The sequence below is a fragment of the Erythrobacter sp. S158 genome (assembly GCF_057364915.1).
Map to the genome: position 1 here is coordinate 1458158 of NZ_CP200279.1, position 13202 is coordinate 1471359.

The following is a 13202-nucleotide window of genomic DNA, read 5'->3' on the forward strand; positions in this document are numbered from 1 at the left end:
GCGGTAAAAACTGTCCCTCGCCTCTCGGTCCGAAAATCCCCTTCGGAACACCCCTCGAAACGCGTGCGATCAGCATGCTTTGACGCTGCCACAATCCCACCCGGTAGGAAAGCGGTCCACGCGGCCAGCCGCCTACAATCCGTAACTGAGCACCAGCAGGATCGACAAAGTCGTCACCATGATCATCACCAGCGGCACACCCGTTCGAATATAGTCGCCGAACTCGTACTTGCCCTCAGCCATGATCAGCATGTTCGTCTGGTATGCGATCGGCGTCGCGTAACACAGGTTGCAGCCGAACAGCACGGCAAGCACCAGCGGCTCAGGCGGCAGGCCGAGCTGCGCAGCGATGCTAAATGCGATGGGAGTGCCCACGGTCGCTGCGGTCGCATTCGAAGCAAAATTGGTGAGCACCGTCACGAAGGCCATGATCGCTGCGAGAACGAGTGCGGGCGGCAGATATGCAAGGCCGAGCGACAAGGCCTCTCCCAACCATGCCGCCGCGCCGCTTTCGTCGATAAAGCGCCCGATAGTGATACTGGCCGCGACGAGCACGATCACCTGGCCGGACAGCGCCCTTCCCACCCGGTCAAATTTAACACAGCCGGTCACGAACATCAGGATCGCACCAGCCAACGCAGAGATCGCAATCGGGAAGATCCCGACGGCGGCAGTGGTGACCGAGAAGCCCATGATCGCGGCCGAGAGCAACGCCTTTGAGCGGCGAGGCAGTTCACGTGCGCCTTCGAGCATCAGGAGGCTGTCCGCGCGGGCAAAGGATTGCAGGTCTTCTTCGATCCCCATCACCAGCAGGACGTCGCCTTCAGTGATGCGGAGGTCGCCGCCGTCGGAATATTGCTCTTTCTCGCCAAGCAGCCGCTCAGGACGGTGGATGCCGAGGACCGCGACCGAATAGAGGTCGGCGATGCCCGATGAGGGCAGCGTGCGGCTGATGAGGCGCGAATCCGCCGTGACAGTCATCTCGACCACCATCACGTCCTCACCCTTGGCAGACGATGTGCGCTTGATCCGGTCTAGCACCCAACTCGGCGCCAGTTCGCCTTTCAATTCGCGCGTGGCGTCTTCGAGAGCCTCGTGAGTGCCGGAAATGTGGATGCGCTGCTGCGGCTGCATCGGGCCTACCGGCGGATTGTGGAAGGTGATCCCTGCAGGCAGCTTGTCGCGCACCTCGGAAAGCTCGACGCCCGCGAGCATCGACTGACTGCCGACGCGAAGGCGGGTGTGGAACATGCGGGCACCGGCCTGCGCCTGTGCGGTGTTGTCCTTGAGCAGGCGCGGCATGACCAGCCACATATATGGCAGCGCCACAAGGCAGGCGATCAGCACGATGGGCGTGAAATCGAACACCCCGATCTCGCGCATGCCAAGGTCCATCGCGATCGAGACGACGAGGATATTGGTCGAGGTGCCGATAGTCGTCGCGAGCCCGCCGATAAGCGAGGCTGCGTTCAAGGGCATGAGCGTCTTCGAAGTCGGCAAAGCGCCCCTGCTGGCCAAAGCTGCAAAGATCGGGATCATCAACACCAGAACCGGCGTGTTGTTGACGAACATCGACAGGACCAGCGCAATGATGAGCGAGACCAAGAGGCCGAGTTGCAGGTTGAACTTGAACACCCGCTCCAAAACACGCGCGGCGGGTTCGAGAGCGCCGGTCACGACCAGCCCCCTGCCCATGATCATGAGCGCGCAGATGGTGATCAGCGCATAATGCCCGAAGCCTCCGAATGCGAGCGCGAGGCCATCAATCGGGCGCGCATCGCCAATGGGGAAGAAATAGAGGCCAACCGCGATGACCGCGATGGTGAGCAATGAGACGATCTCGATGCTCATGCGACCGCGTACAAAGCCGATAAACATCAGGATGGTGACGGCCATTGCCGCCATGGCGTGATAGGATGGTGCTTCCAGCATGGCGTCGTTGCCGCTGACTTCTCAATAAGCGGGCAAGTTTGCAAGTGTTTTGATGACTGGCGGACCTGCTATCATTTGTCGGACAGCCCGAAACCGAACAGGCTAAGTTGCTGACCGTTCACCTGTTTGGCGAGTTTGGCATCCTCGCGATCACGCGGATCGTTGAACGGTGCGAGCGCGCGGCCCTGAACCAACCAGGACGCGCCGAATGCTCCAAGGATCATCGCCTCGGCCCAAAATGTCATATTGTTGTCGAACCACCACGGCACGCCAAGCAGGCCTGCAACGGCAATGCTGATCGCGCCCAGAGCGATGAGGATGCCCGACGTGACGTAGATCGCATTTCTGCGCATCTTTGCCGGGCTCATGATTTTCTGGCCGCTCGCATCGTCGACCGGGATCTTGGTGAAGACAAACAGGCAGAAGAAGGAGAGGATCGCAAAAAGCAGACCGGCAGCGCCGGCGTGAACCCAGTATCCGATCACCGGATACCGCACCGCCTGCACCGCGCAGGTGCCATCGTCGGCCAGTTCTTTGCAGCCCATGATCCAGCCATTCATCGGGACAAAGGCGACCAGCAAAGCCGCAATTCCCGCCAGCGTTGCCAATTGCGCGACTTTGGGCGTCCACCCGCGATAGGCCATCAGCAATGCGCCGATGGCGACGAGGCATCCGACGAAGAAGTCGCCCAGCAGGATCACTTCGTAGTAATATTCGGAAAGCGCCACCCGAAATCGCCCAAGCGCATAACCCCCGAAACCAAGCACGACCGGCATGGCGAAGGCGATGAAACCGACAACACGTGCAAGCCGTCGCTGGTCAAAGCGTAGCTTGGGATCGCGCGCATAGGGGTAATTGGCAGGAGGCTGATAGCGCGCCGGTCCTGTTTCGAATGGGGTTTCCATGCGGGTCAACTCCCAAGACCAATCCCGCGCTCAAGCAGCAAGGCGGTAGCGCAACAAGCTACGCGCTCAAGCAGCGAAGCGGTAGCGCAAAGAAAAATGGTGCCCCTGGCCCGACTCGAACGGGCACTCCCGAAGGAAAGCGATTTTGAGTCGCTCGCGTCTACCAATTCCACCACAGGGGCACCCGCGCTTTCGCGGAATGCGGGCTGTTAGCCGCGCAGCGCCTTTATCGCAAGCTCCCCGCGAGGATCTTGTGCAGCTTGGAGTGAAGCGTGTCGTTTGCAGCGAGAATCTGCTTCGAATGGATCGCTTCGGAACGCCCGCGGAAGTCGCTGACGAAGCCGCCTGCTTCACGCACCAGAAGGCATCCGGCAGCGGTGTCCCAGTCGTTGAGCCCGCTTTCCCAGAACCCGTCAAAGCGACCTTGCGCAAGGAATGCCAGATCGAGCGAGGCTGCGCCAAAGCGGCGGATACCGGCAACTTCGGGACCGATCGCGCCGAAGATGCGGCTCCATTCGGCAAAGTCGCCATGCCCCTGGAACGGGATGCCGGTCGCGACCAGAGCGTCCGAAAGACTGCGGCGCGAGGAAACGCGCAGACGCGCATCCTGAAGCCATGCACCGCGCGTCTTCTCCGCCCAGTAGGTCGCGTCCTGAATAACGTCATAGACAATGCCAGCGGTCACTTCGCCCCAGCCTTTGCCATCAAGGCGCGGTTCCTGCACCGCGATGCTGATTGCAAAATGCGGGATGCCGTGGAGGAAGTTCGACGTGCCGTCCAAGGGATCGATGATCCAGCGCGGCTTGCCTTCATCGCCTTCGATGATGCCTGCCTCTTCCAGAACGAAGCCCCAACCCGGGCGCGCGTTGAGCAGCTCGTCGTAGAGCGTGCGCTCAGCGCGCATGTCGGCTTTGGATACGAAGTCGGCAGGGCCCTTGCGGCTCACCTGCAGATGTTCAACTTCGCCGAAATCGCGGCGCAGACGCCCGCCCGCCTTGCGCGCGGCGCGTTCCATGACGCGGATAAGACCTGAAAACATGCTCATGAGAAGTTAGCCGGCCTTCCCGACATAGGTCTGCTCGTAAACATCGACGACGATGCGAGTGCCGCTTTCGATATGCGGCGGGACCATGATGCGAACGCCATTGTCGAGCACGGCAGGCTTGTAGCTGGAAGATGCCGTCTGGCCCTTCACCACTGCGTCGGCTTCGACGATTTCCGCTTCGATCTGCTGCGGCAACTGCACGCTGATCGGCTTTTCTTCCCAAAGCTCAAGCTGCACTTGCATACCGTCCTGAAGGAATGGGCGCGCATCGCCGAGAAGGTCGTTCGGCAGGTTGATCTGCTCGTAGGTGTTGGTGTCCATGAACACCAGCATGTCGCCGTCTTCGTAGAGGAACTGGTATTCAGCCGTGTCGAGCCGCACCTTTTCAACCGTGTCTGCGCTGCGGAAGCGCACGTTGGTCTTGCGGCCATCCTGCAGGTTCTTCATTTCGACCTGCATGTAGGCGCCGCCCTTGCCGGGCTGGGTGTGCTGGATCTTCGCGACCTTCCAGATGCCGCCTTCATATTCGAGGATGTTGCCGGGGCGAATGTCGACGCCGCTGATCTTCATGGGAATAACTCTTTTGTAGGTGGGAGGCGCGAGCGCATATGGGCAGGCGCTGCCGGAAATCAAAGCGCGCCAATAGCCGCTTGCGCCAGACTCGGCAAGCGCGCCACTGCTGATGGCGGCCTATGCGAGGATTGCTATGGTTAATCGCGTGGTAAAGCGCGCGTCCCGATGGTAAAGCTTGCGCTTAAAGGGATCCCTCGAAACCATGAAAACCTCTCACGTTCTCATCCTGACTGCGACTGCGGTGATCGTCGCCGCGTCCGTGCCTGCGACCGGGCGTCAGGAAAATGCGCCGCCAGCGACCGACGCCGCGCCGCTGCCTTCGGGCGGAATGCTGCGCACCATGCCGCTTGGCGATTACCAGTGTGCGATGCCTGGCGATGCCGGAGGCCAGGCGTTTGTCGAAGTCTCGGACGAAAACTTCCGTATTTCGACCGCTTCTCGCTATTTTAGCTCCGATGGCGACGGCACCTATATCATGCGCGGGACCAACCTGACCTTCACGCGCGGCCCGAAGAAGGGCGAGCGTTTCCTGAGGGTCGGTGACAATCAGCTGCGCAAGCTCACTGATGCAGGAGAGCGCAGCAAGCTCCTTTGCACGCGGCTTCAGGATCGGCGCTAAGCTTTTTCGATTGCCTCGGCGAAGGCTTTGACGGCTGCGGCCTCGTCGCCGTTCCAAATCCCGCCTGAAACCGCGAGAAAATCTGCGCCTGCTTTGACCAGCGGCGCGCAATTTTCAGGCGTGATGCCGCCAATGGCGACTACCGGGATTTCGAACAGCTTGACCCACCATTCGATGGTGTCGAGCGTAGGGCGCTGATCGTCGCCCTTGTCCTTGGTCGTGCTCTCGAAGAACGCGCCAAATGCGACATAGTCCGCCCCCGCCTCGCCGGCTTCCATCGCGAGATGCTTCGACGCGTGGCATGTCACCCCGATCTGTGCATCGCGGCCCAGCACTTCGCGCGCCTCTTTCGGGTCGCCGTCGTCCTGTCCCAGATGAACGCCATCGGCCTTCAGTCGTTTTGCCAGCGGGACCGAATCGTTGACGATGAAAGCGACTTCGTGGCGCGCGCAGATCGCCATCAAGGGTTCCGCGAGCCGAGCCGCTTCGTGCTGATCAACGCCTTTCACCCGAAATTGGAACGCGGTGACCAGCCCCTCGCCCGCAGCCAGAGCGCGCTCGAGCCTGTCGGGGAAATCGCCATCAACCTGCGTGGGTGAAATGAGGTAAAGCTGCGTGGTCGGATCAGTCATGGCGCGCCTGATAGCGACCTAACGAGCCCGCGCCAATCCGCCTAACTGTCCATGTGCGGCACAGGCCGATTTTGCCATCCGTCTCCAAAGCAGAATCGTGGTAATCGAAAGGTTAAAGGAGACCACTCATGATGCGGTTAAAAACGGCCCTTGCCCGGTTACCGATTGTTGCGCTCACGATCCTCGCGGTCAGCGCCGTGCCGGTTCAGGCGCAGGTCTCTCGCGTCGATGACGTCGCGTTTTTCGAACGCGCACAGGTCGGCCCCATCGAGCTCACACCATTCGGCATCGTCCGCGATCAGCGCTGCGCTGACGCGCGTTTCTGTTATCGCCCCAACGACATGCGCGTGTCCGTGATCGTGCGCGAACGCGGCATTCCTTACGAGATTGTGCTCAGGCTCGGACAGCAGGTCGAGGCACCCGGTGGGTTCCTCGTGTTGCGCGATACAGGCACGCGGCCGCGCGCGCGAGGCGCGCTTCCGCTCAGCGAATATGCGCTCGATATCGAGTTCATACCTGTGCCGCGCCGCGACGACAGGCAGGCTGGGCCGGCGCCTCTGCCCCGGCCCTGACCTCAAATCAGACCAGCACGCTGGCTTTCTGAATCTTGTCGATCGCACCGCTGAGTGCGGAATTGAACTCGTCGTCTGACTGGTCTTTGCGAAGGTCCTGAAGGAGACCGCGGCTAAAGCTCGCAATCATTCCGGGGTTCTTGGCGAGTTGGTCGCACGCATCATCCGTCGAGTAACCGCCCGACAGAGCGACCACGCGCAGCACCTTGGGATGCTCGATCAACGTCGTGTAGTGGCCCGGGCGCTTGGGGATCGATAGCTTGAGCATGACCTGACGACCTTCGGGAAGTGCATCGAGACCCTTCTGGATTTCGGCTATTAGAATGTCCTCGCCCTCGGCGCGGTCGTCGGCGTTGATGTCATATTCCGGCTCGAGCATCGGCATCAGGCCAGCCTCGGCAATCTGGTTGCCGACCGAGAATTGCTGCGCGACGATAGCGGCGATGCCTTCGGCGTCAGCCGCCTTGATGACCGAGCGCATCTTGGTCCCGAACATGCCCTTTGCGACCGACTTTTCGAGCAGCGCGGGAAGCTTGTCCAAGGGCTTCATCATCTGGACGCCGTTGGCTTCGTCCATCAGGCCCTGATCGACCTTGATGAAGGGGACGATGCCGCGCGCCTTTAGCGCATCGGCAGTGGGCTTGCCATCGACTTCGCCGTCCATGGTCTTTTCGAACAGGATTGCCCCGATCACCTTGCCGCTGGAAAAGCACGGCGAGGTGATTACGCGCGAACGCATGTCGTGGATACGGGAGAACATTTCCTCGTCACCCGACCATTCGCTGTCTTCCACGCCATAGCCGCGCAGCGCCTTGGGAGTGGAGCCGCCCGACTGATCGAGCGCTGCGATAAAGCCTTCGCTAGTGGCGATCTTGGCGGTCATTTCCTGGGTATTCATGGCGTGAGGGCGCCTTTCCTGCTGGTTGTTTTTGCTGCTCTCAGCGGGCCTTAACGCTCGCTCGCACGAGCCGCAACCGGCCCCCGATCAACGTTTGGTGAACTTGCGAATAATGCCTGTGAAACTGAAAACGGGATGGCCATCGGCAGTGATCATGCCGCGCACGAAAATGGTCTTGCCGCCACCGCGCGTGACCTCGCCGCGCGCTTCCATCAGCGCGCCGGGCCCAGCCGAGCCGAGGAAATCGCCCGACAGGTTCATGGTCACGCCATTGCTTCCGGCGAGTTCATCCGTGGCGATGGCAAACAGGGCGAAATCGGCAAAAGTCATCAGGCAACCGCCGTGCATGAAGCCAGCCCCGTTCATGTGGCGATCCTCTGCGCGGAATGCGGAGACGAAGGAGCCGTCTTCCCCGCGCTTCATGAAGAAGGGGCCGGAGCGGGTCTCGAACGGGTCGGAGTTCCAGTGATGCCACCCGGCAAATTCGCCCTCTTCATTGAGGACGGCGCTGCCATAGGCCTCGGTTCCCCGGATCGTTTCGCTCATCGCTCAGTTTCCGCCGCGAGCCTTGGCGCCAGCGACCAGATTGATCGCAATCGAGATGCGCGTGCCACGCCCGTAAAAGGCGCGCACCGAATGCTGGAGCCAGCTGGGGAACATGACGATCAGACCAGTGTGAGGGCGGACCATCGGCTCGTTGTTCTGCAAACCGCCGTCCACGTCCTTGAAGCGCAGATCCGGCACGGTCATTCGCACCATCGGCATGCGCGGGTCCAGAAGCTGCAATTCTCCGCCGAGCCCTGCATCGGGATCGCCTTCATATCCATCGTCGATATAGGCGACCGCGGACCAGAAACTGCCGGGATGCGTGTGGTACTGGTTGGCGTTGCCCTTGGTCGACACGTTGGCCCACATCTCGGGAACCCAGCCATATTCGCGGCCCTGATCGGCACCGACATTGATCATCGCCGCATCGGCCATGTCCATCGCCTTCAGAGCCAGCGCACGTGCCGCTTCGCCGCCCCATTCGAGCATCTGCGTGTTCGAATGCCAGCCGCCGATATTGGAAATCTGCACCCCGTCCTGATCACGCGCTTTCTCCGCCATGATCAGGCTCTTGAGATGCGCGATCCCTTCCGCGCTGCGCAGGGTGTCGATGACGAAAGGGGTCGAGAAGAGATGCCGTGTTTCTGCCATATCGTGTGCCCCTTACCTGATCAGCGCCACAATTGCAGAGCGAGGATAGCATCGGACAGCTGGCTGTTGTTCTCCGCCATAGCAATGCTACGTTCGGCAAGCTTCCAACGCCGGCGAACCGTGCCCTTGCGCCACATATCCGTGATCAGGAAGTTTCCGGTCCAGCGCCGGGCGCCGATCGACAGGTCAAGTTCCGCGTGGCCGGTGAACCACGCCGTCTTGCCGTAAGCGCGCGCGGTGACTTCGTGAAAACGGAAAGCGTCGCATCGAAGGCCCCGTTCAAGCCCGGCGATAAAGCTTGGCCGATCGAGCAAAACCGGCGGCGCGGTGCCGAACATCATAAGGCAATCCGCCTGCACGAGGTTCCTGATCTCTCGTGCCGACTGATGCAGCCACGCGCGCATCAAGCGGTTCTCAAGAACCTCGATCTTATCCTGGATGTCAGCCATGGGCGCGTTCAAGTGCCGCGACGCCGGGCAGTTCCTTGCCTTCCATCCATTCGAGGAAAGCGCCGCCTGCCGTCGAGATATACGTCACGTCTTCAGTCACACCCGCCTGCGCAAGTGCAGCAACGGTATCCCCGCCGCCAGCAACGCTGGTGAGCGATCCTTCTTGGGTCAACGCCGCCGCATGGCGTGCAAGCGCGACGGTCGCGGTATCAAAAGGCTCGGTCTCGAATGCGCCAAGCGGGCCGTTCCAGACAAGCGTGCGGCAAGTCTTCAGGACATCCGCGAGCGCCTCGGTTGCCTGCGGTCCGATGTCGAGGATCATCTCATCGCTCGAAACCTCATGGACGTTGCAGGTGCGCAAGGACGCAGGGTTGGCAGCGAATTCCTGTGCGACGACCACATCGTAGGGCAGGTGCACGGTGCAACCCGAATGGTCGGCTTCATCCATGATCTTCGAAGCGGTGTCTGTAAGGTCATGTTCGCACAGAGACTTGCCCACATCGACCCCGCGCGCCGCAAGGAAGGTGTTGGCCATGCCGCCGCCGATGATGAGATGCTGCACGCGGCCAACGAGGTTTTCGAGCACCGCAAGCTTGGTCGAAACCTTCGCTCCGCCGACGACCGCAGCAACCGGCGCTTCAGGATTGCCGAGCGCTGCGTCGAGGGCCTTCAGCTCCTTCTCCATTGCGCGGCCTGCATAGGACGGCAGGAAATGGGTGATACCTTCGGTCGACGCATGCGCACGGTGCGCGGCGGAGAAGGCGTCGTTCACATAGAAATCGCCATGCGCCGCGATGGCCTGCGCGAAGTTCGGGTCGTTGCCCTCCTCACCCGGCCAGAAGCGGGTGTTGTCGAGCAGGCCAATATCGCCGTTGCGCAAGATACCGATGCTCTGCTCCACGACTGGTCCGTGGACCTCGGGAATGAACATCAGCTCCTTGTCGAGCACCTTTTCGACATCGCCCACGACCATGCTGGTCGAAAGCACGCTCGATCGCTGACCCTTGGGACGCCCGAAATGGGCGAGCAGCAGCACCTTTGCGCCCTTGTCGGCGAGTTCGAGAATGGTCGGTTTGACCGCCTCGACACGGGTCAGGTCGGTGGCTGAGCCATCCTTCATCGGAAGGTTCAAATCGACTCGGACGAGCGCGACCTGGCCGGTCACGTCACCAAGATCATCGAGTGTCTTGAATGCCGTCATGTCGCGCTCATCCCGTCAGTTCGTTTCAATCAGAGAAACTTTGCCATCACGCCCGCAGTGTCGATCATGCGGTTCGAGAAGCCCCATTCGTTGTCGTACCAGCTGACCACGCGGGCAAGCTTGCCTTCCATGACGCTGGTCTCGAGGCTGTCGACAGTCGAGCTTGCAGGCTGGTGGTTGAAGTCGCTGCTGACCAGCGGCTGGTCAGTGTATTCGAGAACGCCCTTCATCGGGCCTTCTGCGGCCGCCTTGAGCGCGGCGTTCAGTTCTTCGGCGCTGGTGTCGCGGCCCGGCGTGAAGACCAGGTCAACGAGGCTGACATTGGGCGTCGGCACGCGGACACTCGATCCGTCGAGCTTGCCAGCGAGTTCTGGCAGAACCAGACCAACCGCGCGCGCTGCGCCGGTGGTGGTCGGGATCATGTTCTGCGCCCCTCCGCGAGCACGGCGCATGTCGCTGTGCATCTGGTCGAGCATGCGCTGATCGTTGGTGTAAGAGTGGATGGTGGTCATGAAACCGCGCTCGATACCGACCGTGTCGTTCAGCACCTTGGCAACCGGTGACAGGCAGTTGGTGGTGCAGCTTGCGTTCGAGACGATCATATCTTCGGCGGTCAGCGTCTCATGGTTCACACCGTAAACGATGGTGGCCGACACGTTCTTTGCCGGAGCCGAGATCAGAACGCGCTTTGCACCCGCCTTGAGGTGCGGTTCAGCGGCTTCGTGGCTCTGGAAGAAACCGGTGCATTCCAGCACGATGTCGACGCCCTGATCGCCATGCGGAAGGTTGCCCGGATCGCGCTCGGAAGTAACCGCGATGCTCTTGCCGTTCACCACCATTGCGCCGTCAGCGACTTCGACCGTGCCGGGGAAACGGCCATGGGTGGAATCGTACTGAAACAGCAACGCGTTTGACTTGGTGTCGGCAAGATCGTTGATCGAAACGAGTTCAAGATCGTGGTCGTCACGCTCGAGAATTGCACGCGCGACAAGGCGTCCGATACGGCCGAAACCGTTTATGGCGACTTTGGTAGCCATGTGAGAAACTCCTGCTTAGTTGTTCAATTTGTTCTGGATTTGGGGGACGATTGCGTCCGCCGTGAAACCGAAATGGGCAAAGAGATCGCTTGCCGGGGCCGAGGCGCCGAAGCTTTCCATGCCGATGTTGAGACCGCCGCGCCCGGTATAGCGCTCCCAGCCCAGGGTCGAACCCGCCTCGATCGAGACGATTAGCGTATCGTGTGGCAGCAGGTCGGCTTTGTAGGCATCGTCCTGCGCATCGAAGAGCTCGGTACACGGCATCGAGACCACATCCGCGCCGACGCCCGCTTCTTCAAGCTGATCCGCACATTCCATCGCAAGAGCGACTTCGCTGCCGCTTGCAACGATCACGACGCGCCGGTCCGCGCTCGCGCTGCGCAGGCGATAACCACCCTTGGCGCAGCGATTGCCTTCGCCCGTCCATGCTTCGTCACCCTCGCCGCGCAGCTGCGGGAGACCCTGACGAGTAAGAGCCAGAACCGAAGGCGTTTCCTCGGCCTTGAGCGCCAGCGCCCAGCATTCCGCCGTCTCGATCGTGTCGCACGGGCGGAAGGTGTAGAGGTTCGGTATCAGGCGCAGGCTCATGACTTGCTCGACCGGCTGGTGCGTGGGTCCGTCTTCGCCAAGGCCGATGCTGTCATGGGTCATGACGTAGATCGCCTGCGTTTTCTGGAGCGCCGACAGACGGATCGCGTTGCGGCAATAATCGGAGAAGATCAGGAAGGTGCCGCCGTAGGGGACAACACCTCCATGCAGCGCCATGCCATTCATCGCGGCAGCCATGCCGAACTCGCGAATGCCGTAATAGACGTAGCGGCCCGAATAATCGTCCGCGCTCATCGGCAATGTCGATGGCGTCTTGGTGTTGTTCGATCCCGTCAGGTCAGCTGAACCACCGATCAGCTGCGGCAGGTTCTCGGTCAGCGGACCAAGCGCCATCTCGCTTGCCTTGCGGGTCGCGGCCTTCTGCGGTTCTGCTGCGAGCGTGCGAATGTGTTGCTGGATCGCGGTGTCTGCGCCTTCGGCAACGCCCGCGAGCTGCTTTTCAAAAGCATCGCTGTTGGGCGACTCGTTCAAACGCCGCTCCCATTCGCCATGATCATGACGTCCGCGCTCGGCCGTCTTGCGCCACTCGACGAGGATATCTTGCGGAACGTTGAATGGCTCAGCTTCCCAACCAAGCGCTTCGCGGGCCGCAGCAACTTCGTCGGGACCGAGGGGCGCGCCGTGCGTGGCGCTGGTGCCCTGCTTGTTGGGAGCGCCTTTGCCGATGATAGTCTTGCACGCGACCAGAGATGGGCGCGGGTCAGCCTTGGCTTCTTCGATCGCGCGCTCGATATCGTCGAAATCGTGACCGTCGCAGGATACGACATGCCACCCGGTCGCCTCGTAACGCGCCTTGACGTTCTCGCTGGTCGAAAGGTCGGTTGCGCCGTCGATTGTGATCGCGTTGTCGTCCCACAGCACGATCAGGCGGCCCAGGTTCAGGTGTCCGGCCAGTCCGATTGCTTCGTGGTTGATCCCTTCCATCAGGCACCCGTCGCCTGCGACCACCCATGTGCGGTGATCGACAAGCTCATCGCCGAACTGCGCATTGAGGTGCCGCTCTGCCATCGCCATACCGACAGCCATCGCGAGCCCCTGCCCAAGAGGACCGGTGGTGCATTCGACCCCTTCGAGAAGGAAGTTTTCCGGATGCCCGGCGCACGGGCTGCCCAACTGGCGGAAATTCGCGATCTCATCCATCGTCGGGCGCGCATAGCCTGACAGGTGAAGAAGCGAGTAAATCAGCATTGAGCCATGGCCTGCCGACAGCACGAAACGGTCGCGGTCTGCCCAGTCGGGGCGGCTTGGATCGAATTTCAGGTGCCGGTCGAACAGCACGGTGGCGACATCGGCCATGCCCATTGGCATACCGGGGTGCCCCGAATTTGCGGCCTGCACCGCGTCCATGGAAAGCGCGCGGATGGCGTTTGCCATCGGCTGAAGGCGGGCGGCGTCGAGGGTCATGCTCGGTCAGGCTCCTGCTGGCGCGAGTTTGAAGGCGCGCTCTTTAGCTTTTGGGCGCTGTTCTATGGGCAGCGATTCGGGCCCTTGTCCCAGCGCGAATTGCCATTGCCGAGCCATGTGGTGAGGTCA

General features: G+C 61.3%; 14 protein-coding genes and 1 tRNA gene. 2 read left to right on the forward strand and 13 right to left on the reverse strand.

Annotated elements, in window-relative coordinates; translation table 11 throughout:
- Positions 1 to 132: 132 nt before the first annotated feature.
- The 5 genes from AC0V6T_RS07260 to efp form a co-directional block, all read right to left on the reverse strand.
- Positions 133 to 1932, reverse strand: coding sequence for an SLC13 family permease (locus tag AC0V6T_RS07260; RefSeq protein WP_486125587.1), 1800 nt, complete (start codon positions 1930 to 1932; stop codon positions 133 to 135).
- A gap of 71 nt (positions 1933 to 2003) precedes the next feature.
- Complete coding sequence (locus AC0V6T_RS07265; RefSeq protein ID WP_486125589.1) at positions 2004 to 2837, reverse strand: hypothetical protein; 834 nt, start codon at positions 2835 to 2837, stop codon at positions 2004 to 2006.
- Positions 2838 to 2934: 97 nt separating this feature from the next.
- A tRNA-Leu gene (locus AC0V6T_RS07270) sits at positions 2935 to 3019 on the reverse strand.
- A gap of 44 nt (positions 3020 to 3063) precedes the next feature.
- Positions 3064 to 3882: an inositol monophosphatase family protein gene (locus tag AC0V6T_RS07275; RefSeq protein ID WP_486125591.1), complete on the reverse strand. Its 819-nt coding sequence runs from the start codon at positions 3880 to 3882 to the stop codon at positions 3064 to 3066.
- A 6-nt stretch (positions 3883 to 3888) separates the two neighbouring features.
- Entirely contained in the window at positions 3889 to 4452 is a 564-nt protein-coding gene (gene efp, locus AC0V6T_RS07280) for an elongation factor P (RefSeq protein WP_007164035.1), read from the reverse strand.
- A gap of 205 nt (positions 4453 to 4657) precedes the next feature.
- Here efp and AC0V6T_RS07285 point away from each other — a divergent pair, with 205 nt between their 5' ends.
- On the forward strand, positions 4658 to 5074 hold the full coding sequence (locus AC0V6T_RS07285) for an elongation factor P (RefSeq protein WP_486125593.1): 417 nt from the start codon (positions 4658 to 4660) through the stop codon (positions 5072 to 5074).
- Here the strand turns inward: AC0V6T_RS07285 and thiE are convergent.
- Positions 5071 to 5706, reverse strand: coding sequence for a thiamine phosphate synthase (thiE, locus tag AC0V6T_RS07290; protein WP_486125595.1), 636 nt, complete (start codon positions 5704 to 5706; stop codon positions 5071 to 5073). The two genes, AC0V6T_RS07285 and thiE, sit on opposite strands and share 4 nt — an antisense overlap.
- Positions 5707 to 5834: 128 nt before the next feature.
- On the opposite strand from thiE, the gene AC0V6T_RS07295 reads away from it, so the two are divergent.
- A complete protein-coding gene (locus tag AC0V6T_RS07295; protein WP_486125597.1) occupies positions 5835 to 6278 on the forward strand; it encodes a hypothetical protein in 444 nt (147 codons plus the stop codon).
- A 7-nt stretch (positions 6279 to 6285) separates the two neighbouring features.
- On the opposite strand, the gene AC0V6T_RS07300 is transcribed toward AC0V6T_RS07295, so the two are convergent.
- The 7 genes from AC0V6T_RS07300 to tkt all read right to left on the reverse strand — a co-directional run bounded on the left by AC0V6T_RS07300 (position 6286) and on the right by tkt (position 13073).
- Positions 6286 to 7176, reverse strand: a complete 891-nt coding sequence (locus AC0V6T_RS07300) for a fructose bisphosphate aldolase (RefSeq protein ID WP_486125599.1) — start codon at positions 7174 to 7176, stop codon at positions 6286 to 6288.
- An 87-nt stretch (positions 7177 to 7263) separates the two neighbouring features.
- Positions 7264 to 7722, reverse strand: coding sequence for a PaaI family thioesterase (locus AC0V6T_RS07305; RefSeq protein ID WP_486125601.1), 459 nt, complete (start codon positions 7720 to 7722; stop codon positions 7264 to 7266).
- A 3-nt stretch (positions 7723 to 7725) separates the two neighbouring features.
- Complete coding sequence (locus AC0V6T_RS07310; RefSeq protein WP_486125603.1) at positions 7726 to 8373, reverse strand: TIGR02466 family protein; 648 nt, start codon at positions 8371 to 8373, stop codon at positions 7726 to 7728.
- 20 nt (positions 8374 to 8393) lie between these two features.
- Positions 8394 to 8822, reverse strand: coding sequence for a nuclear transport factor 2 family protein (locus AC0V6T_RS07315; protein ID WP_486125605.1), 429 nt, complete (start codon positions 8820 to 8822; stop codon positions 8394 to 8396).
- Entirely contained in the window at positions 8815 to 10023 is a 1209-nt protein-coding gene (locus tag AC0V6T_RS07320; protein WP_486125607.1) for a phosphoglycerate kinase, read from the reverse strand. The genes AC0V6T_RS07315 and AC0V6T_RS07320 overlap by 8 nt, the downstream gene beginning before the upstream one ends.
- 29 nt (positions 10024 to 10052) lie before the next feature.
- Entirely contained in the window at positions 10053 to 11060 is a 1008-nt protein-coding gene (gene gap / locus AC0V6T_RS07325) for a type I glyceraldehyde-3-phosphate dehydrogenase (protein ID WP_486125609.1), read from the reverse strand.
- 15 nt (positions 11061 to 11075) lie between these two features.
- Positions 11076 to 13073: a transketolase gene (gene tkt / locus AC0V6T_RS07330; RefSeq protein WP_486125611.1), complete on the reverse strand. Its 1998-nt coding sequence runs from the start codon at positions 13071 to 13073 to the stop codon at positions 11076 to 11078.
- Between the last annotated feature and the right edge of the window lie 129 nt (positions 13074 to 13202).